The organism is Streptomyces antioxidans (genome assembly GCF_000968685.2).
In the GTDB taxonomy this organism is placed as follows: Bacteria; Actinomycetota; Actinomycetes; order Streptomycetales; family Streptomycetaceae; genus Streptomyces; species Streptomyces antioxidans.
The window spans coordinates 1-22,427 of record NZ_LAKD02000019.1; the positions used below are offsets into that span (position 1 = coordinate 1).

Annotated in this window: 17 protein-coding genes; 11 read left to right on the plus strand and 6 right to left on the minus strand. The window is 72.3% G+C overall.

Features of this window, described 5'->3' with window-relative positions; translation table 11 throughout:
- The first annotated feature begins 94 nt into the window (after positions 1–94).
- The 8 genes from VT50_RS09280 (at position 95) to VT50_RS09315 (ending at position 11,128) form a co-directional block, all read left to right on the plus strand.
- A complete protein-coding gene (locus VT50_RS09280; RefSeq protein ID WP_046089594.1) occupies positions 95–1,657 on the plus strand; it encodes a rhamnulokinase in 1,563 nt (520 codons plus the stop codon).
- A complete protein-coding gene (locus VT50_RS09285) occupies positions 1,648–2,400 on the plus strand; it encodes a (Fe-S)-binding protein (RefSeq protein WP_046089593.1) in 753 nt (250 codons plus the stop codon). Before VT50_RS09280 ends, VT50_RS09285 begins: the two co-directional genes overlap by 10 nt.
- A 29-nt stretch (positions 2,401–2,429) precedes the next feature.
- The gene (locus VT50_RS09290; protein ID WP_046089604.1) at positions 2,430–3,914 is read left to right on the plus strand and encodes a lactate utilization protein B; all 1,485 of its coding nucleotides are present in this window, start codon (positions 2,430–2,432) and stop codon (positions 3,912–3,914) included.
- Entirely contained in the window at positions 3,911–4,651 is a 741-nt protein-coding gene (locus tag VT50_RS09295) for a LutC/YkgG family protein (RefSeq protein WP_420822181.1), read from the plus strand. The genes VT50_RS09290 and VT50_RS09295 overlap by 4 nt, the downstream gene beginning before the upstream one ends.
- A 178-nt stretch (positions 4,652–4,829) precedes the next feature.
- Positions 4,830–5,021, plus strand: coding sequence for a hypothetical protein (locus VT50_RS09300; RefSeq protein WP_075200515.1), 192 nt, complete (start codon positions 4,830–4,832; stop codon positions 5,019–5,021).
- A gap of 83 nt (positions 5,022–5,104) precedes the next feature.
- Positions 5,105–6,706, plus strand: coding sequence for a penicillin-binding transpeptidase domain-containing protein (locus VT50_RS09305; protein ID WP_046089592.1), 1,602 nt, complete (start codon positions 5,105–5,107; stop codon positions 6,704–6,706).
- Positions 6,707–6,935: 229 nt separating this feature from the next.
- A complete protein-coding gene (locus VT50_RS09310; protein ID WP_046089591.1) occupies positions 6,936–8,201 on the plus strand; it encodes an ROK family transcriptional regulator in 1,266 nt (421 codons plus the stop codon).
- Entirely contained in the window at positions 8,198–11,128 is a 2,931-nt protein-coding gene (locus VT50_RS09315; RefSeq protein ID WP_046089590.1) for a glycoside hydrolase family 2 TIM barrel-domain containing protein, read from the plus strand. Before VT50_RS09310 ends, VT50_RS09315 begins: the two co-directional genes overlap by 4 nt.
- 72 nt (positions 11,129–11,200) lie before the next feature.
- On the opposite strand, the gene VT50_RS09320 is transcribed toward VT50_RS09315, so the two are convergent.
- The 4 genes from VT50_RS09320 to VT50_RS09335 form a co-directional block, all read right to left on the minus strand.
- Complete coding sequence (locus VT50_RS09320) at positions 11,201–11,656, minus strand: peroxiredoxin (RefSeq protein ID WP_046089589.1); 456 nt, start codon at positions 11,654–11,656, stop codon at positions 11,201–11,203.
- A gap of 37 nt (positions 11,657–11,693) precedes the next feature.
- A complete protein-coding gene (locus tag VT50_RS09325) occupies positions 11,694–13,202 on the minus strand; it encodes a GMC family oxidoreductase (protein WP_046089588.1) in 1,509 nt (502 codons plus the stop codon).
- Between the two features lie 116 nt (positions 13,203–13,318).
- Complete coding sequence (locus VT50_RS09330; RefSeq protein WP_046089587.1) at positions 13,319–13,627, minus strand: hypothetical protein; 309 nt, start codon at positions 13,625–13,627, stop codon at positions 13,319–13,321.
- A gap of 36 nt (positions 13,628–13,663) precedes the next feature.
- Complete coding sequence (locus VT50_RS09335; RefSeq protein ID WP_046089586.1) at positions 13,664–14,956, minus strand: amidase family protein; 1,293 nt, start codon at positions 14,954–14,956, stop codon at positions 13,664–13,666.
- A gap of 220 nt (positions 14,957–15,176) precedes the next feature.
- On the opposite strand from VT50_RS09335, the gene VT50_RS09340 reads away from it, so the two are divergent.
- Genes VT50_RS09340 through VT50_RS09350 form a run of 3 tightly spaced genes read left to right on the plus strand, consistent with a single transcriptional unit; the run spans position 15,177 to position 19,499 of the window.
- A complete protein-coding gene (locus tag VT50_RS09340) occupies positions 15,177–17,453 on the plus strand; it encodes an MMPL family transporter (protein WP_046089585.1) in 2,277 nt (758 codons plus the stop codon).
- A gap of 7 nt (positions 17,454–17,460) precedes the next feature.
- Positions 17,461–18,810 carry a sensor histidine kinase gene (locus VT50_RS09345; RefSeq protein ID WP_046089584.1) on the plus strand — a complete coding sequence of 450 codons (1,350 nt, stop codon included), beginning with the start codon at positions 17,461–17,463 and terminating at the stop codon, positions 18,808–18,810.
- Positions 18,807–19,499, plus strand: a complete 693-nt coding sequence (locus tag VT50_RS09350; protein ID WP_046089583.1) for a response regulator transcription factor — start codon at positions 18,807–18,809, stop codon at positions 19,497–19,499. The genes VT50_RS09345 and VT50_RS09350 overlap by 4 nt, the downstream gene beginning before the upstream one ends.
- Before the next feature lie 18 nt (positions 19,500–19,517).
- On the opposite strand, the gene VT50_RS09355 is transcribed toward VT50_RS09350, so the two are convergent.
- Together VT50_RS09355 and VT50_RS09360 are read right to left on the minus strand one after the other, a co-directional pair.
- Positions 19,518–20,741, minus strand: coding sequence for an FAD-dependent monooxygenase (locus VT50_RS09355; RefSeq protein WP_046089582.1), 1,224 nt, complete (start codon positions 20,739–20,741; stop codon positions 19,518–19,520).
- Positions 20,738–22,156, minus strand: a complete 1,419-nt coding sequence (locus VT50_RS09360; protein ID WP_046089581.1) for an MFS transporter — start codon at positions 22,154–22,156, stop codon at positions 20,738–20,740. Before VT50_RS09360 ends, VT50_RS09355 begins: the two co-directional genes overlap by 4 nt.
- Positions 22,157–22,427: the final 271 nt, after the last annotated feature.

The window sequence follows — 22,427 nt, forward strand, 5'->3', positions numbered from 1 at the left end:
TATACGGTCCAGGGCCCCGCCCCGGAGGCCCCGGCCCCGGCCCCCGCCCCGTACGAACCACAGCAACCACCACGCACCCCACCACGAGGTCCACGTGTCCACCAGAGAACACCGCTTCGCCGCCGTAGACCTCGGTGCCTCCAGCGGCCGCGTCATCGTCGGGGAGGTCGCCCCCGACCGGCTGGACCTCCACGAGGCGCACCGCTTCCCCAACCACCCAACCCGCGTCCTGGGCACCCTGCACTGGGACATCCTCTCCCTGCACCAGGGCGTCCTGAACGGCCTCAAGGCAGCCGCCGTCCATACGGGCGCCACCCTGACCAGCGTCGGCATCGACACCTGGGCCGTGGACTACGGCCTGCTCGCGGCCGACGGCACCCTGCTCGCCAACCCCGTCCACTACCGCGACACCCGCACCGACGGCGCCGCCGAAAGGGTCGCGCTCACGCCCCGGGCCCTCTACTCCGCCACCGGCATCCAGCGCCTCCCCTTCAACACCCTCTACCAGCTCATCGCGGCGCAGGGCACGTCCGCCCTCGCCGCCGCCCACCGCCTCCTCCTCATCCCCGACCTCATCTCGTACTGGCTGACCGGCGAGCTCGGCACCGAACTGACCAACGCCTCCACCACCCAGCTGATCGACCCCCGCACCCGCGGCTGGGCCACCCCGGTGGCCGAGGCGGCGGGCATCGACCTGTCGCTCTTCCCGCCGCTGCGCCACCCCGGCGACCCGGCCGGAACCCTGCGCCAGGACGTTCTGGCCGAGACGGGCCTCACCCGCGCCCTCCCCGTGACCGCCGTCGGCTCGCACGACACCGCGTCCGCCGTCGTGGGCGTCCCCGCCACCACGCCCGACTTCGCGTACATCGCCACCGGCACCTGGTCCCTCGCCGGGCTGGAGCTGGACGCGCCGGTGCTCACGGAGGAGAGCCGCGCGGCCAACTTCACCAATGAGCTGGGCGTGGACGGCACGGTCCGCTATCTGCGCAACATCATGGGGCTGTGGATGCTCCAGGAGTGCGTCCGCACCTGGGACACCGAGCACACCCACACAGGCGGCACGGGCAGCACCGGCCTCACCGCCCTCCTCCAGGCCGCGGCCCGCGCCACCCCCCTCCGCTCCGTCGTGGACGCGGGCGACCCCGCCTTCATCGCCCCCCACCACATGCCCGACCGCATCGCTGACGCCTGCCGCCGCACCGGCCAGCCCGCGCCCCGCACCCCCGCCGAGACCACCCGCTGCGTCCTGGACTCCCTCGCCCTGGCCCACCGCCGCGCGATCGAGGACGCCACCCGGCTGTCCGGCCGTACGGTCAGCGCCGTGCACATCGTCGGCGGTGGTGTGCACAACGCGCTGTTGTGCCAGCTCACCGCCGACGCCTGCGGCCTCCCCGTGATCGCGGGCCCGGCCGAGGCTGCGGCCCTGGGAAACGTACTGGTGCAGGCCAGGGCGGCCGGGGCGATCACCGGTGGGCTGCCCGAGTTGCGCGCCCTGCTTCACAGCACCCAGCCACTGAGGCAGTATGAGCCAACAGGTGATCATTCGGCGTGGGACCGGGCAGCGGCCCGGCTCGGAGACCCACCGGTCACCGGGGCCGCCACCGGCCAGCGAAAGGCCGCCACCGGCCAGGGCGACGAGGAGGAACCGTGCGCGTAGCGCTCTTCATCACCTGCGTCAACGACACCCTCTATCCGCGCACCGGCCAGGCCGTGGTCGCCCTCCTGCGGCGGCTCGGCGTGGACGTCGGCTTCCCGGAGGCACAGAGCTGCTGCGGGCAGCCGCAGTTCAACACCGGCTACCGCCATGAGACAGAACCGCTGATGCGCCGCTACGCCATGGCGTTCCGCGACTACGAATACGTGGTGACCCCCTCGGGGTCCTGCGCGGCGATGGTGCGGGACAACTATCCCCGGATGGGCGCGAAGGCCGCCGCCGAGGGGCGGGGCCAGGAGCTCGCGGACGCGGCGGCCGAGGCGGTCCCCAAGACGTACGAGCTCACCGAATTCCTCACGGACGTCCTGAAGGTCACGGATGTCGGCGCGTACTACCCGCACACCGTGACCTACCACCCCACCTGCCACGGGCTGCGGATGCTGAAGCTCGGCGACCGCCCGCGCTCGCTCCTCGCGGCCGTGCGGGGGCTGGACCTGGTGGAGCTGCCGGGCGCCGAGGAGTGCTGTGGCTTCGGCGGTACGTTCGCCGTCAAGAACGCGGCCGTATCGGCGGCGATGGGGGCGGACAAGGCGCGCAACATCACGGCGACCGGCGCCGAGGCGGTGTGCACGCTCGACAACTCCTGTCAGCTGCACATCGGCGGCACGCTCGCCCGCCAGGGCTCCACGGTCCGTCCCGTCCACCTCGCCGAGATCCTGGCCAGCACGGAAGGAGACGTCTGGTGAGCGGAACCCATCAGGCCACCTATCTGGGGATGCCCGCCTTCCCGCGGGCGGCGGACGCCTCGACCCGGAACACCCAGCTGCGCGCCAACCTCCGCCACGCCACCCATATCATCCGCGCCAAGCGCGCCACGGCCGTGGCCGAACTGGACGACTGGTCGCGGCTGCGCGCCGCGGGCGCGGCCATCAAGGACCGTACGCTGCGCCATCTCGACCAGTATCTGGAGCGGTTGGAGAGCGCGGTCACGGCGGCGGGCGGCCAGGTGCACTGGGCGGCGGACGCGGACGAGGCGAACCGGATCGTCACCGAGCTGGTACGGGCCACGGGCGAGCGCGAGGTCGTCAAGGTCAAGTCGATGGCCACGCAGGAGATCGGTCTGAACGGCGCGCTCGCCACGGCCGGGATCACCGCGTACGAGACCGATCTCGCCGAGCTGATCGTGCAGCTCGGCGACGACCTCCCGTCGCACATCCTGGTCCCGGCGATCCACCGCAACCGGGGCGAGATCCGCGACATCTTCACGGAGCGGATGGCCCAGTGGGGCCGTCCGGCCCCGGAGGGGCTGACCGACGCGCCCGCCGACCTCGCCGAGGCCGCGCGGCTGCACCTGCGCGAGAAGTTCCTGAACGCCAAGGTGGGGATCTCCGGCGCCAACTTCATGGTCGCGGAGAGCGGCACGCTGGTGGTCGTGGAGTCCGAGGGCAACGGCCGGATGTGTCTGACCCTCCCCGAGACGCTGATCTCCGTCGTGGGCATCGAGAAGGTGGTCCCCACCTTCCAGGACCTGGAGGTCTTCCTCCAGCTGCTGCCGCGCTCCTCGACCGCCGAGCGGATGAACCCGTACACCTCCACCTGGACCGGCACCACGGACGCCGACGGCCCGCGCACCTTCCACCTCGTCCTCCTCGACAACGGCCGCACCGACACCCTCGCGGACACCGTGGGGCGGCAGGCGCTGCGCTGCATCCGCTGCTCGGCGTGTCTCAATGTGTGCCCGGTGTACGAGCGGGCGGGCGGCCATGCGTACGGATCGGCGTATCCGGGCCCGATCGGCGCGATCCTCACGCCCCAACTGCGCGGCACCCAGAGCGAGCTGGATGCCTCGCTCCCGTATGCCTCGTCCCTGTGCGGGGCGTGCTACGAGGTGTGCCCGGTCGCGATCGACATCCCGGAGATCCTGGTCCATCTGCGCGAGCGGGTGGTCGAGGGCGGCCCCGCCTCCGTCCGTGGCACCCGTACGGTCATCAAGCCCGCCAAGGGCCACGCCGCCGAGCGCGCCGCGATGCGCGCCGCCCGCTGGGCCCTGGACCACCCCCGGCTGCTGCGCACCGGCCAGCAGCTGGCCTCCCGCACCCGCCGCTTCCATCCGCGGCGGCTGCCCGGTCCGGGGCGGGCGTGGAGCGATACGCGGGAACTGCCGAAGGTGCCTGAGGAGTCGTTCCGCGACTGGTGGCGGCGTACCGGGGGCGGGAGCGGCGCCGGGAGCGGCACGGAGGGAAGGAAGACGACCACATGACCCCGCGAGACCCCGGCACCCAAGGCGCCAGCGCCCAAAGCCCCAGCGCCCAGGGCCTGGGCTCGCGGGCCCTGGTCATGGCCCGTATCCGCCGCGCCCTGGCCGATGTGCCGCGCGCCGAGACGCCCGACGAGGTGCCGGTCGAGCGCTCGTACCACCGCGTCCACGGCGACCGCAACGCCGCCCGGACCGTGGACCTCCTCGCGGAGAACCTGGCCGACTACCGCGCGATCGTCCACCGTGCCGACGCCCCGTCGTCCCTCCCGGCCCTGATCGCCCGCCTCCTCGCCGACCGCGGCGCGACCAGCGTGGTGGTGCCCCCGGGCCTCCCCGAAGCGTGGCTCTCCGCCGTCCCCGACGCGGTGCGCCGGGTTCCGGACACGGCGGAGCTGACCCCGCACGACCTGGACGCGGTCTCCAGCGTGGTGACGGGCTGCGCGGTGGCCATCGCCGAGACGGGCACGGTGGTCCTGGACGCCGCCCCCGACCAGGGCCGTCGCCGCATCACCCTGGTGCCCGATCACCACATCTGTGTGATCCGCGTCACCGATCAGGTCGTGGACTCGGTTCCCGAGGCGCTGGAACGGCTCGACCCGGCACGCCCGTTGACCTGGATCTCGGGCCCGTCCGCGACCAGCGACATCGAACTCGACCGCGTGGAGGGCGTCCACGGCCCCCGCACCCTCGAAGTGATCCTCACCGGGCCGGAATCCGCTGGTCAGAGCGACCAGAGCTGATGTAGCGCCAGAGCGGACCGGGAGGCATATCCCCTATCGCGGCGGGGCATATGCCATGGGGACATCGAGCGGAACACCTGCACGGGGGATGCGGTCTTCCTCACATACCGCCGGTAACACCACTGTTGGGCGGTTTACGCCGATGCCGTTGTCGGTAGGGGCCTCTACTCTTGTGGTCATGCGTCCGACTCCTACTCATCAACCCGCCTTACTGACCACCCCTGCCACCGACCAGGCCAACGAGGCGATACGCGGCTTTCTGCGGGCCCGGGCGGGGCGACCGCTGCTGCCTTCGGAGCGGGCCGAGTACAGCCGGTTGCTGAAGATCTACACACGGGCGCTGCGCGGCGAGGTGGAAAAGGCCGCCTGAGCGGCACGGGGCGATGCGCGCAGCGGCCCGCGCCACCCACGAAGGTGAAACCGGCCGACCACAGATGAAAATCGGGGGACGCCATGCGGGCCGTGGGGAAGGTCGTCTTAGGGGCGCTGTCAGTGGGGCTCCTGGGGGTCGTCGGCTACGGCGGGTACAACCTCTACGCGGGCGTGACCGGCGGCGACACCACCGCGGCCCACGACGGTCCGGTGACCGGGGACGAGGCCCGGCGGACCGCGCGGGAGTTCCTGGACGCGTGGGCGGACGGCAATGACATGCTCGCCGCCGGGCTCACCAACGACGCCGAGTCGGCCATCGGCGCCCTCAGTGCCTATCGCGGCGACGGGCATGTGAAGAAGGTGATCGCCACCCCGGGCGCGGCACGGGGCACCACCATCCCGTTCACCATCAAGGCCGACGTGGTCTTCGGCAAGGCCCGGTCCAGCTGGACCTACACCTCACGGCTGACCGTGGTGCGCGGCCGGACGACCAAGAAGCCGCTGGTCGACTGGGAGTCCTCCGTACTCCACCCCAAGCTGGGCGCCAATGAGTCCGTACGGACGGATCTGGCGGACAATCCGCCGGTCCGGGTGCTGGATCGGGACGGCGAGGAGCTGCGGCAGGGCCGCCATCCCTCGCTCGACCCGGTGCTGATCGCGCTGCGCGCGCGGTACGGGGCGGACGCGGGTGGCACGGCCCGGATCGAGGTCTCCGCGGTCAAGCCCGACGGGACCGCCGGAGCCACGCTCCACGTGGTGGCCAACGGCACCCCGGGCACGCTGCGCACCACCCTGGACGCCGGGGTGCAGCAGAGCGCGGAGAAGGCGGTGGCCGCGCGCGACGGCGCCTCCGTGGTGGCGCTCAGGCCCAGCACCGGGGAGATCCTGGCGGTGGCCAACTCCGACCAGGCCGAGTTCAACGCCGCGCTGCAGGGGCAGACGGCGCCGGGGTCCACGTTCAAGATAGTCACCGCGGCCACTCTGCTGGAGGCGGGCACGGTGAGCCCCGGCCACCTGGTGCCGTGTCCGAAGACGGCCGCGTACGCGCAGGGCATGCCGTTCCACAACGTGGAGAACAGCGAGAACCCCGCCGCCACCTTCGCCCAGGACTTCGCGGCATCCTGCAACACCGCGTTCGTCTCGCTCGCCGGGGCCGTGCCCGATGGCGCGCTGGCCCAGGAGGCGCGGAGCGTGTTCGGGCTGGGTCTTGACTGGCGGGTGGGGGTCACCACCTTCGACGGCGAGGTGCCGGACGGAAGCGGTGATGACAAGGCCGCGGCCATGATCGGCCAGGGCACGGTCCAGATGAACCCGCTCACCATGGCCTCGGTCGCGGCCACGGCCCGGACGGGCACCTTCAGACAGCCCGTCCTGGTGCCGCGCTCGGTCGACCACCGGAAGATCGCCACCAGCGACCGCGGCCTCGGCCCGGCCACCGTCGCGCAACTGAAGGCCATGATGCGGCTGACCGCCACCAGCGGCACCGCCGCCCGGGCGATGTCCGGGCTCACCGGCGACATCGGGGCGAAGACCGGCTCGGCCGAGATCGACGGCCAGCCCAAGACCAACGCCTGGTTCACCGCCTACCGGAACGATGTGGCGGCCGCCGCCGTGGTCACCGGCGGTGGCCACGGCGGGGACGCGGCCGGGCCCGTGGTCCGCGCGGTGCTCACGACGGATTGAGCCTTCCGCCCGGCTCTCGCACGAGGGGTCCCGCCCGGCCGACCCGTCCCGCTCCCGGCCCACTCCCCAACGCTTCGTACAAGGGTTGGTCGAAGGGGTTGTCCATGGTCCGGCCCACGCCCTAGCCTGGCGCGGCATCCACGACACAGCGACACGGCGGCGCCCGTGACACGGCGGCATCCGCGACACAGCGGCGCCCGCCCGCGGCCCGCACGGAGGGGATTCCGGTGTGAGGCGCACGTCCCGCGACATACGCACCGCCAACCGCTACCGGGTGCTGCGCCATATCGTCGCCCGATCCCCCGTCTCCCGGCGGGAGTTGGCCGCCGCCACCGAGCTGAGCCCGGCCACCGTGGCGAATCTCGTCGGGCAGCTGCTCGACCTCGGGATGCTGGTCGAGGTCGGCTACGAGGACTCCGACGGCGGCCGACCGCGCGGACTGCTCGCGGTCAACTCCTCGGGCGGTGCGCTGATCGGTGTGGATGTGGCGGAGACGTACGTCCATGTCGAGCTGTTCGACCTGGCGCTGACCGTCCTGGCCCGCGCCGACGAGGAGTTGCGCCCGGGGGAGAACGACCCTGCCGAGGTGGTGGCACACATCGCCGCCGCCGTGTCCTCGGTGGTCGAGCGGGCGGACGTGGCCGCGGACCGGGTGCTCGGCGTCGGCGTCAGCATGCCGGGCCAGGTGGACCGCGAGGGCGGGGTCTCGGTCTTCGCCGCCAACTGGGACTGGCATGACGTCCCGCTGCTGCGGCTGCTGGCCGACCACCTCCCGTACCCGCTCCACCTCGACAATCCGCTGCGCGCCTGCACCGTGGCCGAGCAGTGGTTCGGCGCGGCGCGCGGGCGGAACGACGCCGTGGTGGTCAACCTCGGTACGGGCGTGGGCGCCGGTCTCGCGCTCGGCGGCGCCCTGCACCGCGGGGTCAGCAACAGCGCCGGGGAGTGGGGGCACACCACCCTCATCCTGGACGGACGGCAGTGCCACTGCGGCAACCAGGGTTGTGTGGAGACCTATGTCGGCGCCCCCGGCATCATGCGCAACCTCCACGAGCTGAGCCCGGACAGCCCGCTGCTGCACCCGGAGGACCAGACGGCCACCATCGAGGCCATCGGCCGGGGCCTCGCCGACGGCGACCCGGTGGCCGAGAAGGTCGTGCGGGCCACCGCGCGCTATCTCGGCGCCGCGCTCGCCGATCTGATCAACCTGCTCAACCCGGAAGTGATCGTGCTCAGCAGCTGGGTGGCGGCCGCCCTCGGTGAGCCGCTGCTCGCCGAGGTGCGCGAGGCGGTGGCGGTGCGCGCGCTGCGCCGCCCGCTGGCGAACACCGAGATCGTGCTGTGCCCGATCCCGTCCAACCCGGTGAGCCTCGGCGCGGCGACCTTCGCCCTGGAGGGCTCGCTCGCGTCGGTGGGCCTGAGGACGGGCCCGAGGACGGGCCCGAAGAGCCGCCGCACCAGCACGCCAAGGAAGGCGACCGAGGAGAGTCGATGAGCTCCACGCAGCACACGCCACTGCCCTACTACGAGGACGTCTCCCCCGGCGCGGGAGCGCTGCCGCCCCGCCCCTGGACCCCGTCCTCCGACGCCGCGCGGCTGAGCCTGAACGGAACGTGGTCGTTCCGGCTGTCGCCGACCGCCACCGCCGAGGACGACTCCTTCGCCCGCCCCGGCTACGACGCCCGCGGCTGGCACGAGCTCCCGGTGCCCGCCCACTGGGTGCTGCACGGCCACGGGGCGCCGATCTACACCAATGTGCGCTATCCCTTCCCGGTGGATCCGCCGCGCGTGCCCGACGAGAACCCGACCGGCGACCATCTGCGCGTCTTCGACCTGCCCGGCGACTGGCCGGACGGCGGGGACGCGGTCCTGCGCTTCGAGGGCGTCGAGTCCTGCGCCCGGGTCTGGCTCAACGGCGAGGAGCTCGGCACCTTCAAGGGCAGCCGACTGCCACACGAGTTCGCGGTCGGGGGCGTGCTCCGGCCGTCGGGCAACGTCCTGGCCGTACGCGTCCACCAGTGGTCCTCCGGGAGCTACCTCGAGGACCAGGACCAGTGGTGGCTGCCCGGGATCTTCCGCGAGGTGACGCTCGAGCACCGGCCCGAGGGCTCGCTGGAGGACTACTTCGTCCACGCCTCGTACGACCACACCACCGGCCAGGGCACGCTGCGGATCGACTCCGACCCCGGCGGCCGGGTCACCGTGCCCGAGCTGGGACTCGACCTGGCCACCGGGGAGAGCGCCACCGTCCCCGTCGAGCCGTGGACGGCGGAGACGCCCCGGCTGTACGAGGCGCGGCTGACCACCGTGGGCGAGAGCGTCCCGCTGCGGGTGGGCTTCCGCACCGTGGTGGTCGAGGACGGGCTGCTCAAGGTCAACGGCCGTAGGGTGCTCTTCCGCGGCGTCAACCGGCATGAGTTCCACCCGGAGCACGGGCGGGCGGTGGACCTGGCCACCATGCGCCGCGATCTGGTGCTGATGAAGCGGCACAACATCAACGCCGTGCGCACCAGCCACTATCCGCCGCATCCGGCCTTCCTCGGGCTCTGCGACGAGCTGGGGCTGTGGGTCATCGACGAATGCGATCTGGAGACCCATGGCTTCGGCCTCCTGGGCTGGCGGAACAACCCGGTGGACGACGACCGCTGGACCCCGGCGCTGCTCGACCGCGCCGAGCGAATGGTCGAGCGCGACAAGAACCACCCGTCCGTGGTGATGTGGTCGCTGGGCAATGAGTGCGGGACCGGGCGCGGGCTGTCCGCCATGGCCGGCTGGATCCGGGAGCGCGACCCGTCCCGGGTGATCCACTACGAGGGCGACCTGTCCTGCGCGGACACGGACGTCTACTCGCGGATGTACGCGCCGCACGAGGAGGTCGACCAGATCGGCCGGCGCTCCGAACCGCCGTGGGGCGATCCGGAGCTGGACGCGAGGCGCCGGGCGCTGCCGTTCATCGAGTGCGAGTACGCCCACGCCATGGGCAACGGTCCGGGCGGGCTGGGCGAGTACCAGCGGCTGTTCCAGGAGCATGAGCGCTGCCAGGGCGGTTTCGTCTGGGAGTGGATCGACCACGGCTTCACCCGGCGCGCCCCCGACGGCCGCTTCCACCACGTCTACGGCGGGGACTTCGGCGAGGAGCTGCACGACGGGAACTTCGTGTGCGACGGGCTGGTCTTCCCCGACCGCACCCCCTCCCCCGGTCTGATCGAGTACAAGAAGGTCATCGAGCCGGTGCGGATCGAGGGCGACGGGGCCGACGGCACGGTGCGGATCACCAACGGCCATGACTTCGCCGACCTGTCCCACCTCGTCTTCTGCTGGACCTATGAGGCCGAGGGGGAGGCGATCGGCTCGGGTGAGCTGGCGGTGCCGCCGCTGCCCCCGGGCGAGTCCGCCGTGGTGAAGCTCCCTTCGCCGCCCGACGCCACGGCGGGGGCGGAGGCGTGGTGGACGGTCGAGGCGCGGCTGGCGGCGGCGACGGCGTGGGCCGAGGCGGGCCATCCGGTGGCCTGGGCCCAGCTCCCGGCCGCCGCACCAGGCACCGGTCGGGCACGCGCCCTCGCCTCCGGGGCGGCGCCGCGACGCGACGGCGACCGGATCGTGCTCGGCCCGGGCGTCTTCGACGCGGCCACCGGCGCCCTGACCTCGCTCGGCGGGCTGCCGCTGACCGAACCGCCGCGGCTGGACGTCTGGCGCGCACCCACGGACAACGACAACGGCGCGTCCTGGCAGCCGGACGAGCGCTGGGGGCTGATCTGGCGCCAGTTCGGACTGCACCGGATGCGGCACCGCACGGACGCGGTGGAGACGACGCCGGACGGTGCCCTGACCGTCCGTACCCGCGTCGCGCCCGCCGCCGTGGACATCGGCCTGGAGACGGTCTACCGCTGGACCGCCGACGCGGACGGACGGCTGAGCCTGGCGGTCTCCGTCACCCCGCTCGGCGAGTGGACCTTCCCGCTGCCGCGCCTGGGGCTGCGGCTCGGGGTCCCGGCGGCGCTGGGCCACGCCGAGTGGTTCGGCGGCGGCCCCGGCGAGGCGTACCCGGACACCCGCGCCGCCGCGCGGCTGGGGCGGTGGGCGCTGCCGGTGGACGAGCTCCAGACGCCGTACGTCCGTCCGCAGGAGAACGGCGCCCGGATCGACGTCCGCTGGGCGCGGCTGACCGCGCCCGATGGATCGGGGGTGCGGATCGAGGGCGAGCCGCCCTTCTGGTTCACCGCGCGCCGCTGGACCACCGAACAGCTCGACGCGGCCGAGCACACACCGGATCTCGAGCCGTCGAACGAGACGGTGTGGGTGAACCTGGACCACGGACAGCAGGGCATCGGCAGCCAGTCCTGCGGCCCCGGGGTGCTGGACGAGCACCGCCTGGACGCGGCCCCCGCCGAGTTCGCGCTCACCTTCTCTCGGCTGAGCTGACCGTCGTACGTCGTACGGCCCGGGGCCGGTCGCCAGGAACGGCCCCGGGCCGTGCCCGTCATACGGGACCTCCTACCCGTTTCTGGCGCGCAGCGCCTCAAGCGCCCGGTCCGCGTGTACGCCCATCCTGAACTCGCTCTTAACGATCTCCAGCACCTTGCGATCGGTGTCGATCACAAAGGTGACCCGCTTGGTCGGCACCACCGCGATCCCGCGCTTCACCCCGAACCGCTCCCGCACGGTCCCCTCCGGATCCGACAGCAGCGGATAGCCGAAGGAGTACGCGTGGGCGAACTCCGCCTGTTTCTCGACCGAATCGGCACTGACCCCGACCGGCTGGGCACCGAGCTCCTTGAACTCGGCCGCGATGTCCCGGAAGTGGCACGCCTGTTTGGTACAGCCGGGGGTGAAGGCCGCCGGATAGAAGAACAGCACCACCGGACCGTCCGCCAGCAGCCCGCTGAGCGAACGGACGGTGCCGCTCTCATCCGGCAGTTCGAAGTCCTCGACCACATCACCGATGTCCATGGAGGCACGCTACCGGCCGCCGCGCGAGGCGGTGGAGTCAGCCGGCCAACCGGTCGGCGGCGAACTCGCCGATCATGACCGCGGTCGCGTGGATGTACGAGGTGACGATGGTGGGCATGACCGAGGCATCGGCGACGCGAACGCGGTCAACGCCTCGCAGGCGCAAGTCCGGATCGACCACCGAACCCAGAGCGCATGTCCCTGCCGGATGCATATAGGGCATCGCGGCGTCGCGGACGAAATCCGCCGCGTCCGACCCGCTGAGAGGACGTGCCGGCGCCACCCAGCGCCGGATCAACGCTCGGTAGGCCGGCCGTGAGGCGATCTCCGCACCGAGTCCGACGGCGTCGACCAGTGCGTCGAGGTCGGCCCGTTCCCGCAGGAAGTGCGGCTGGATCTCTAGTCGGTCGCCGGTATGGATCCGCAGATAGCCCCTGCTTCGCGGGGCGGAGAGTCCGGGAGAGATACAGAAACTGTCCGGCGGGGGGCGGTAGATCTCCTCGATCTCGGGCGACACCAGAGGAATCTGCGGCGCGACGATCATGAGGTCCGGCCGGTCCAGATCGGGGCGGGACCTGGTGAAGGCGACGCTTCCCTCCAGGTTGTTGTTCAACGGCCCGAGGGGTTCATACGGCTCGAACGCGAGCCCGCCCAGGATCATGTGCTCCTGGAGATTTCGTCCCACACCCGGCGAGTTGACCACGGTGTCGATATCCGCGGCGGCCAGCTCGGCCGACGGACCGATGCCGGAGCGCAACAGCAGGCGCGGTGTGTCGATCGCCCCGGCGCAGAGCACGGTCTCTTCCCTGGCACCGGCCGTGGCTGGCAGGCCGTCCCGGACGTACTCCACACCGGTGCACCGGTCACCCACGATGGTCAAGCGGTGGACGTCCGCCCCCGTCAGCACCCGCAGCCGCGGGCTGTCGAGAACCCGTTCGGCATAGGCGTCCCACGGGTTCACGCGTCGCCCGTCCCGGATGTTCAGTGTGACGGGACCCACGCCCTCCGGCGCCGCGGTGGTGATGTCGTCCAGATAGGGCATGCCGATGGACCGGCCGGAGTCGATCAGCGCCTGGGCGACCGGATGGAGGTTCCTCGCGCGCTCGACGCGGATGGGTCCGCCGGCGCCGCGCAGTGGTGTCGCGCCGTCCTCCCAGTCCTCGCTCCGCTTGAACAGCGGCAGCAAGGATTCGTAGTCCCAGCCGGTGTTCCCGGCCGCCGCCCAGGCGTCGTAATCGGCGCGGTGACCGCGCGTCCACACCAGCGCGTTGATGCCGCCTGAGCCGCCCAGCAGCTTGCCGCGGGCCAGGGCGTGAACGCGGTTGTTGGTCGCGGGGTGCGGCTCGTATGCGTAGCCGTAGTCGTATTCGGAGCCGATGTTCTCCACCCACAGCGACGGATTCGACACCATCTCGCCGTGGCCCGGGCCTCCGGACTCGAGAACCAGAACGGTGGCGTCCGTGCGCTCTATCAGGCGGCGGGTCACGACGCTGCCCGCTGATCCCGCACCGACGATCACGTAGTCATAGACTTCATGGTCCGGCATGCACTCGATCCCCTGACCATGCCACGCGCCTGGTCTCCGGCGCCACGACGCTTACCACGATAGGGCGGCGTGGACGCTCCCGCAGCTCGAGCCGGCTCGCTCGGACCGGCGGCCGGTCAGTAGCGCAGCCGGGCGGTGTGGCCGTCGATGCGCAGGATGCATTCGGTGAACAGCGCCATCGACGGACTGTCGTCGGTGGGGACCAGCCGCAGCCCGAGATCCATGATGGACCGGATGACCCGGGCGGTACGGCTTCCGTCGGGGTCCTGCCCGCGCAGCGCGGACCACGCCTCGAACTGCGCCCGGACGGTCTCCCACGCCGGGCCCGGCGTGAAGTGGCACAGAAAAACCGGCTGGTCGACCCCGTACTGGCGTAACTCGCCGACTGCGGCCTCACCTTGCATAAGCCACCATGTGGCAGTCATCTCGTCCCCAACTCCGTACACGGGGGTGGATGCCCATCATAGGGGTGCGGACGTCCCAACGAGGACCGACTCCACATCAGGCGCCCATCCCAGCAGCCGCTCGTCCGCTCCCGGCCTGGTCACGCACTGCACGCCCAGCGGAAGGGAGTTGGCCGCCCGGCCCGCGGGCAGCGCCAGGGCGGGGGCTCCCGCATAGCTCCAGGGGAGGCTCATCACCGAGTCGCCGGTGCTCTCCAGGCCGTACGGCGCGGGGCCCGTGGCCGCCGGGGTGATCCACAGATCGATGCCGTCCCGGTCCATGGCGGCCACCAGCAACTCGCGGAACTCGGCACGGGCGCGCAGGGCCGCGGCGTACGCGTCACGGCTCATCCGCTGCCCCTCCCTGATCGCCCGGGCGGTCTGCTCGCGGTACCGCTCGCCGTGGCGCGGGAACCATACGGCGTGGGTCCGGGCCAGCTCATAACGGCCGATCACCCGCTGCTCCGCCACGACCCGTTCGAAGTCGTCGGGGAAGTCCACCCGGCGGACGGTGAATCCGGCGGCGTCCAGGCGCCCCACGCGCTCCTCGAAGGAGCTCCTGGCCTCGCCGTCGGCACGTTCGAGATACGGTCCGAGCGGAACGCCGAGCACCGGCCGCCGCCCCGCCGCCTCACCGCCCTCACGGCCCTCGCCGGCCTCTTGGGACGGCCGCCATCCGTCACACAGCACGGCCGCCGCCGGGGTGAGGCCCGCCACGTCGGGGGCGAAGAGACCCACGGTGTCGAAGGTCGGGGCGTTGGGGATCACACCGTCGGCGGGGATACGGCCGTGGGTCGGCTTGAAGCCGACGACCCCGCAGTAGGCCGCCGGGCGGATCATCGAGCCGATCGTCTGGGTCCCGACCGCGAGCGGCACCACGCCCGCCGCCACGGCCGCCGCCGAACCACTGCTGGAGCCGCCCGGGGTGTGGCCGAGATGGTGCGGATTGCGCGTGGGCCCCGGCGCCGTCACGGCGAACTCGGCGGTGACGGTCTTGCCCGCCACCAGCGCCCCCGCCTCCCGCAGCCGCCCGACGAGCGACGCCTCCGCCCCGGCCAGCGCCTCGGCGGGAACGTCCGACCCGGCGTGCGTGGGCACCCCCTCGACATGCACGATGTCCTTCACGCCCACCATGACGCCGTACAGCGGCGGCCGCCCGTCCGGATCCCCCCACCGCTCATCCGCCGTCCGCGCCTCACGCGCCAGCCGCTCCCGCCGCCCGGGCTCGGGCACAAAGGCCCGGATCTCCGCGTCCCCGGCCTCGATCCGGTCACAGGTCCGCGCCGCCGCCGTGGTGCAAGAGGTGTCCATGAGCCGAGGCTACGCGGCGCACCACGCTCCCGTACGGCCGCCAGCGGGCCGGGGTCTGTAGTGCGGAGGCACCAGGACAGACGCGGGGCTGGTCCGGGTGCACCAGGGGAAGTCGGCGGCGGGGGACGATGCCCCGGTGGGGCGCCGGAGGCGAGTGTGGGAGGCGCGTGAATCTCGCGCGTTCCCCCTTGCCTAGCGGTGTGTCTGGAGTGATCAACAGGTGGCGATATTTCTTTACCGGATCGGACGGTGGGCCTTCCGGCGGCGCCGACTCGTGGGTGGTCTGTGGCTGGGTGTCCTGGTGCTGGCCATCGCCGCGGCCGCCATGGCGCCGTCCGGAGAGGAAGAGGACCTCTCCATGCCCGGCACCGAGTCACAGAGGGCGTTCGACCTGCTGGACGAGCGCTTCCCGCAGGGCAACTCCCAGGGCGCCGAGGCCCGTTTGGTGTTCCGGGCCCCGGACGGGCAGCGGGTGACGGCCAGGGAGAACAAGGCGGCCGTCGAGGACACGCTCGGCTCGCTGGGCGGGGGCGATCAGGTCGCGTCGGCCACCGACCCCTATGAGACCGGCGCCGTCAGCGAGGACGGCACCATCGCCTACTCCACGATCACCTACACCGCGGACGCCGTCGACCTGACCAGGACGACGAAGAGCGCCCTCGAGGACGCGGCGAGCCGGGCCGGGGACGCGGGGCTGACCGTGGAGATCGGCGGCTCGGCCCTGGACGCGGAGGAGGAGCCGGGCGGTACGACGGAGATCGTCGGCGTGGCGGTGGCGGCGGTGGTGCTGGTCCTCGCCCTCGGGTCGCTGGTCGCGGCCGGGCTCTCGCTGCTGACCGCCTTCGTGGGCGTGGCCATCGCCTTCGGCCTGGTCTCCGCGCTGGCCGTGCCGCTGGGCCTGACGTCCACCGTGGCGATCCTGGCGCTGATGCTGGGGCTGGCGGTCGGCATCGACTACGCGCTCTTCATCACCTCCCGCTTCCGCGACGAGCGCGCCCAGGGCGGCGAGCCGGAGGAGGCCGCGGGCCGGGCGGTGGGCACGGCCGGATCCGCGGTGGTGTTCGCCGGTGCGACCGTCTTCATCGCGCTGGTCGGGCTGGGGGTCGTCGGCATCCCCGAACTCACCAAGATGGGCCTGGGCGGCGCGGGCGCCGTGGCCCTCGCCGTACTCGTCGCACTGACCCTGGTCCCCGCGCTGTTCGGCTTCTTCGGCAAGGGGGTGTCCAACGGGGTATCCCCTGCTCGAGCGAAGCCGCGAGCTCGGGGAAGGGGGCTGTCCCGCGCCGACCGGCAGCGCATCGCGGCAAGCCCAGCGAAGCGCATCGGCACCCGCTGGGCGCGGTTCGTGCTGCGCCGCCCGGTGCCCGTGCTGCTGATCGCCGGACTCGGTCTCGGCGCCGTCGCCGTACCGGCGCTGAGCCTTGAACTCGGCCTGCCCGGGGACGAGTCGAAGTCGGTGGAGACCACCCAGCGCCGCGCCTACGACCTGCTGTCAGAGGGCTTCGGCCCCGGCTTCAACGGCCCGTTGACCGTGGTCGTGGACACTTCGGAGCCCGGGGACACCCGGGCCACCGCGGACCTGGTCGCCAAGACCGTACGGGGAGTGGAGGGGGTAGCGTCGGTCGGTGATCCGGTTCTCAGCAGGGCCAAGGACACGGCCGTCCTCACCGCCGTCCCGCGGACCGCGCCGAACAGCGGCGAGACCAAGGACCTGGTGCACGCGATCCGCGGCGCGGTCTCCGGCGTCGAAGCCGATACGGGCGCCCGCGTCCTGGTGACCGGCACCACCGCGATGAACATCGACATCTCCGAAGCCATGTCCGACGCCCTCATCCCCTATCTGACCGTGGTCATCGGCCTGGCGGTGCTGCTGCTGACGGTGGTCTTCCGCTCGGTCCTGGTCCCGGTCAAGGCCGCGCTCGGCTTCCTGCTGTCGGTGGGTGCCGCCTTCGGCGTCCTCGTCGCCGTCTTCCAGTGGGGCTGGGCGGCGGACCTGATCGGCATCGAGCAGACCGGACCGGTCATGTCGCTGATGCCGATCCTCATCATCGGGATCGTGTTCGGCCTCGCCATGGACTACGAGGTCTTCCTCCTCACCCGGATGCGGGAGGCGTACGTCCACGGCGCGTCCCCCGGCGAGGCGATCGTGAGCGGTTTCCGGCACAGCGGACGCGTGGTGGCCGCGGCGGCGATCATCATGATCAGCGTGTTCGCCGGATTCATCGGGATGAGCAGCCCGACCATCCAGACGATGGGCGTCGGTCTGGCCGCCGCCGTCGCCTTCGACGCCTTCGTGGTACGGATGGCGATCGCACCCGCGGTCATGGCGCTGCTCGGCCACCGGGCCTGGTGGCTGCCTCGTATCCTGAACCGTGTGCTGCCGAATGTGGACATCGAGGGTGAGAAGCTGAGCGGGCACGTCCCGGCGTCCGCAACGGGGCCGAACGCGGCGGTGCCGGACGCCACGGTGCCGCGGCTTCCCGTCGGCCGGGACTGAGCCCGCCATGACGACCACGGGTGGCGGTGGCCCGCGGCCACGCGCCAGATGGTGGCGGGAGGGAGCGCTCGCGGCGACGGCGTTCGCGCTCTGTCTGCTCGGCGGCGTGGTGGAGGAGGACGGCAGCACGCTGTCACCCCCGCCCGTCGCCGCCTATGTCCTCGCCGTGGTGTCCTGTGCCGTGCTGCCGGTGCGGCACCGGGCGCCGCTGGCCGCCATGGCGGTCGCGACCGCGAGCGGTGTGCTGGTGCCGCCCTTGGGCCTGCTGCTGAGCCCGCTCATCGTGGCCCCCACCGGGATCACCGCCTACTCCTACTCGCTCACCGCGCGCACCGAACGGCGCGCGGTGGGCGCGGTGTCGCTCATCTCGGTGGCGCTGCTGGTCGCCTCCACCCCCCTGTTCGGGGCGCTCTCGGGGAAGGACGCGAGCCGGGTGGCCGCGGTGGCGGCGTTCCCGCTGGTGGCGGGCGTACTCGGGCATTCGGTACGGAACCGGCGGGCCTATCTGGCGGCCGTGGAGGAGCGGGCCCGGCAGGCCGAGAAGAGCCGGGACAGCGAGGCGCGCCGGAGGGTGGGCGAGGAACGGGCGCGCATCGCCCGGGAGTTGCACGACCTCGTGGCCAGTCAGATCACCCTGGCCAACGCCCAGGCCACGGTCGCCGCCCACCTCTTCGACGCCCGCCCGGAGCAGACCCGCAAGAGCCTGAACGAGCTCGTCGAGACCACCAGCGACGCGCTCGACGAACTGCGGGCCACGGTCGGTCTGCTGCGTCAGTCCGGGGACGCGGACGCGCCCGCGGAACCGGCGCCCGGGCTGGCCCAACTCCCCACGCTCCTCGCGTCGTTCCGCCGCGCGGGTCTGGAGGTGTCGGTGCGCCAGGAGGGCACGGCCAGGCCGCTGCCGCCGGGCGTGGACCTCACCGCCTACCGCATCGTCCAGGAGGCCCTGACCAACGTGACCAAGCACGCCGGTACCGATAGCGCCCTGGTGCGCCTCGTCTGGAACCGCGATCGGGTGACCATCACCGTGGCCGACGGCGGAGGGGGCGCCCGTACGGCGCCGACCACGTCCACGGGACGGGGTGTGTCCACGGGACGGGGTACGGCCAGGCGACCGAATGCGTCCACGGTGCCGGACCGTCCGCCCGGTTACGGTCTGATCGGGATGCGTGAACGCGCCACCGCGGTCGGGGGACACCTCTCCGCGGGCAGCCGCCCCGAGGGCGGCTTCCTCGTCTCCGCCCGACTGCCCCTCCCACCCGCCAAGGACACCACGCCGAGCGCTGACGGGACGACAGCCCGCACGGGCGGCGGAGAAGCCCGCACGGGCGGCGGAGAGGCCGGGGATGCGCCGTGACGCTCACGGTACTGCTCGCCGACGATCAGGCCCTGCTGCGCGGTGCCTTCCGGATGCTCCTCGATTCCGCCGACGACATCACCGTGGTCGGCGAGGCCTCCGACGGCAGGGAGGCGGTGAGACTCAGCCGGGAGCTGCGCCCGGATGTGGTGGTCATGGACATCCGCATGCCCGGGGTGGACGGCCTCACCGCCACGTCGGAGATCTGCGCGGACCCGGAACTGCGGACCAGCCGCATCCTGATCCTCACCACGTACGAGACCGACGAGTACGTCGCCCAGGCGCTGCGCGCTGGGGCCGGTGGCTTCATCGGCAAGGGGATCGGGGCCGAGGACCTGCTGGACGCCGTGCGTACGATCGCCGACGGCGACACCCTCCTGTCCCCCGCCGCGACCCGCTCCCTGGTCACCCGTTTCCTGGCCACACCGGATGACCCGCCGCACCACCCCGAACGGCTCGCCGTGCTCACCCCGCGCGAGCGCGAGATGGTGGCCCTGGTCGCGACCGGCCTGTCCAACCAGGAGATCGCCGATCGGATGTTCCTCAGCCCGTTCACCGTCCGCGCCCATGTGCAGCGCGCGATGACGAAGCTGGAGGCACGCGACCGGGCGCAACTCGTGGTCATCGCCTACCAGACGGGCCTGGCCCACGCCGCCGCACCCGACGGCGGGACCGGCGGCCCGTCGTAGCCGCGTCACGCCAACGGATCACGGCAACGGGGCGAACGCGGGCAGCGCCAGCGCCGAGTGGGCCGGTCGTGCCGTCGCGGAGGGCATGGTGACGAGGCCGCGCAGCATGGTGTCGCGTTGCTCCAGGGCCCGCGCCGTGGTGGGGAAGAGCGTGGCCGCACCGTTGTCGACCAGTGCCTGGTTCAGGGCGACGAACTCGCGGACGCCGCGCTCGTAGGCGGCGAAGGCCGCGGTGTGGTCCCGGTGCGCGGCCAGGGCGTTGGCGAGCATATAGGCACCGACCAGCGCGAGGCTCGAGCCCTGTCCGGTGAGGAACGAGGGTGCGTACGCTGCGTCGCCGACGAGCGCGACCCGGCCGCTGGACCAGTGGGGCATGCGGATCTGACCGGCCGTGTCGAAGAACAGGTCATCCGCGTCACGCATGGCGTCGACCATGCCGGGGACCTCCCATCCCGCGCCCGCGAAGACCGTGGCGACCAGGTCCCGCTGGGCGTCGGGGTTCCGGAGCGCGGTGAACGGCGGTTCTGGCTGGTGGAAGGTGAGGAAGGCGTGCAGCTCGGCGTTGCCCCCGGCGGCGTAGAGGGCCGCGGCCTTCCCCGGGGTGTTCCACAGCATGAGCTCGTGGGAGAGCCCGAAGGTGTTCGGCACGGTGAATATGGCGAAGCAGTAGCCGAGGTAGCGGTGGAACCGCTCTTCGGGACCGAACAGGGGCTCCCGGGTGGGTGAGTGCATACCGTCGGCGCCGACCACCAGGTCGAATGTGCGCCGTTGCCCGCTGTGGAACGTCACGTCGACCCCCGGTCCGGACTGGTCGAGGGTGTCGATGGAGTCGCCGAACAGGAATTCCACGTCGTCGCGGACCTTTCCGTAGAGGGCGGCGGCCAGATCCCCACGCCGCACCTCGAGGTCCTGGCCCCCGCCACCACCCGCGGCGGCGTGCGCGTTGAGCGAGGCCACTTCGCCGCCGTCGGCGTTGAGGAAGGTGTAGCGACGCGTGTCGATGTGCGCGTCCCGCAGCCGCGGCAGTATCCCCATCCGCCGTACCACCTCGATCGCGGTGCCGCGGATGTCGATCGGATAGCCACCGTCGCGCAGTGCGCCCGCCTTCTCCACCACGGTGACCGCGCATCCGGACCGGTGCAGCCAGTACGCCAGCGCGGGTCCGGCGATACTGGCGCCGGAGATCAGAACGCTGCGCTTCCCAGGAGTACTCACCGCCGTCGACAGACCGTTCGCCGTCATGCCCGGGCCCCCTTCTTCGTGATGCTGGTCTTCGTGACGCGGACGACGAGCGGTGACAGGGCCGCGACGAGCCCGGCGACGGCGAAACCCGTGACGAAGGCCGATTCGGATGGCAGGCCGGTCGTCGGATCGGCCCCGGCGTCGAGGATCCCGGCGGCGATCTGGACGCCCAGGGCGACGCCGATCACGCGTGTCACCACGAGCAGGCTGGTGGCGATGCCGGTGTCCTTGGTTTCGACGGCGGTGGCGGCGCCGGTGAGCAACGCCGTGGTGCCTACGCCCGCGGCCATCGCGGCCAGGGCCTTCGCGAGGACGAGTTGCCACTCCGCGGCGTGCAGCGACACCAGGGCGATCATCGTGGCCGCCGTGACGACGGCGCCCACGAGGAGCACGGCGCGCAGGCCGAAGCGCCGGGCCGTGATCCCGCCGACCGAATCGCTCACCGCCCCCGCGATGGCGCCGGGCAGCAGGAACAGTCCGATGTCGGTGGTGTCGGCCCCGAAGCCGTACCCGTCGCCCTCCACCCCGAACAGCTGCGGAAGCAGAAAGCTCACCATCCCGAAACTGGTGGTGATGACGATCGTGAGCATGCACGCATGCCATATCGCGGGCTTGGCCAGCATGCGCAGATCGACCATCGGCGAGGCCGCCCGGCGCTCGACGGCGACCCATCCGGTCGCCAGGGCAGCCACGACCACCGCGAGTGCCCCGACCGCGAGCGGCGGCAGACCGTCGTCGCCCGTCGCCCTCACGAGCCCGAGCATGAACGCCAGCAGTGCGCCGCTCAGCAGCACCACACCGGGCCAGTCGATCCGGTACTCCGCTTCGATCGGCGGATCATGCGGCATCAACCGGGCCACGGCCAGCGTCATCGCGATGATCGCGATCGTCGGCAGTGCGAACATCCCATGCCAGGAAAGCGCCTCCGCGATCGGCCCGGCCGTCAGCGTTCCCACCATGCCGCCGCCCGTGAACAGCGCCATGACCAGCCCGATCCCCAGCTGTGACTCCCCTGCGGGGAGGTGCTTGCGCACCAGGATGAAGGAGAGGGGCAGCGCACCCACCATGGCGCCCTGCAGTATCTGACCGAGCAGCAACACCGGCAGGTTCGGCGCCAGAGCGGCCAGCAGACCACCGGCCGAGACCACGGCCATCAGCCGCACCAGCACCTGCTTCCCGCCGTAGCGGTCGCCGAGTTTGCCCGCGACGGGTGCGACGGCGGCGCCGGTGATGAGCACCGCGTTGGAGACCAGCGCCCCTTCGCCCGGGCTGACCCCCAACTCACGTTGCAGCAGCGGGAGCGCGGGATCCACCACGGTCTGCAGGGTGCCGAGGGCGAGCGCCAGGATGCCGAGGGCACCGATCGACAGCCTCTCGATGCGGACCGGGGGCGGGGGAACCACAGCTTGGGACATGGATGTCCTGTTCGTCGTCGGGTGACGAGCAAGGCCGCGAGCACATGCGCTGCCTGCTCGGCGCGCGGAATTCGCGCGCCCCCAACACTTCCCTCCGCCGCCCCGCCGGGCATCGTCCCCCGCCCCCGTCTTCCCCTGGTGCACCCGGACCAGCCGTACCCCCGCCCTGGTGCCCACGCACTACGGACCGGCTCGGGCCGGGGGCTCAGTGATGCGGGCGGCCCGGCACGGGGCGGGCCCACAACGATGTGCGGTGCGTGGTGGTGCCGAT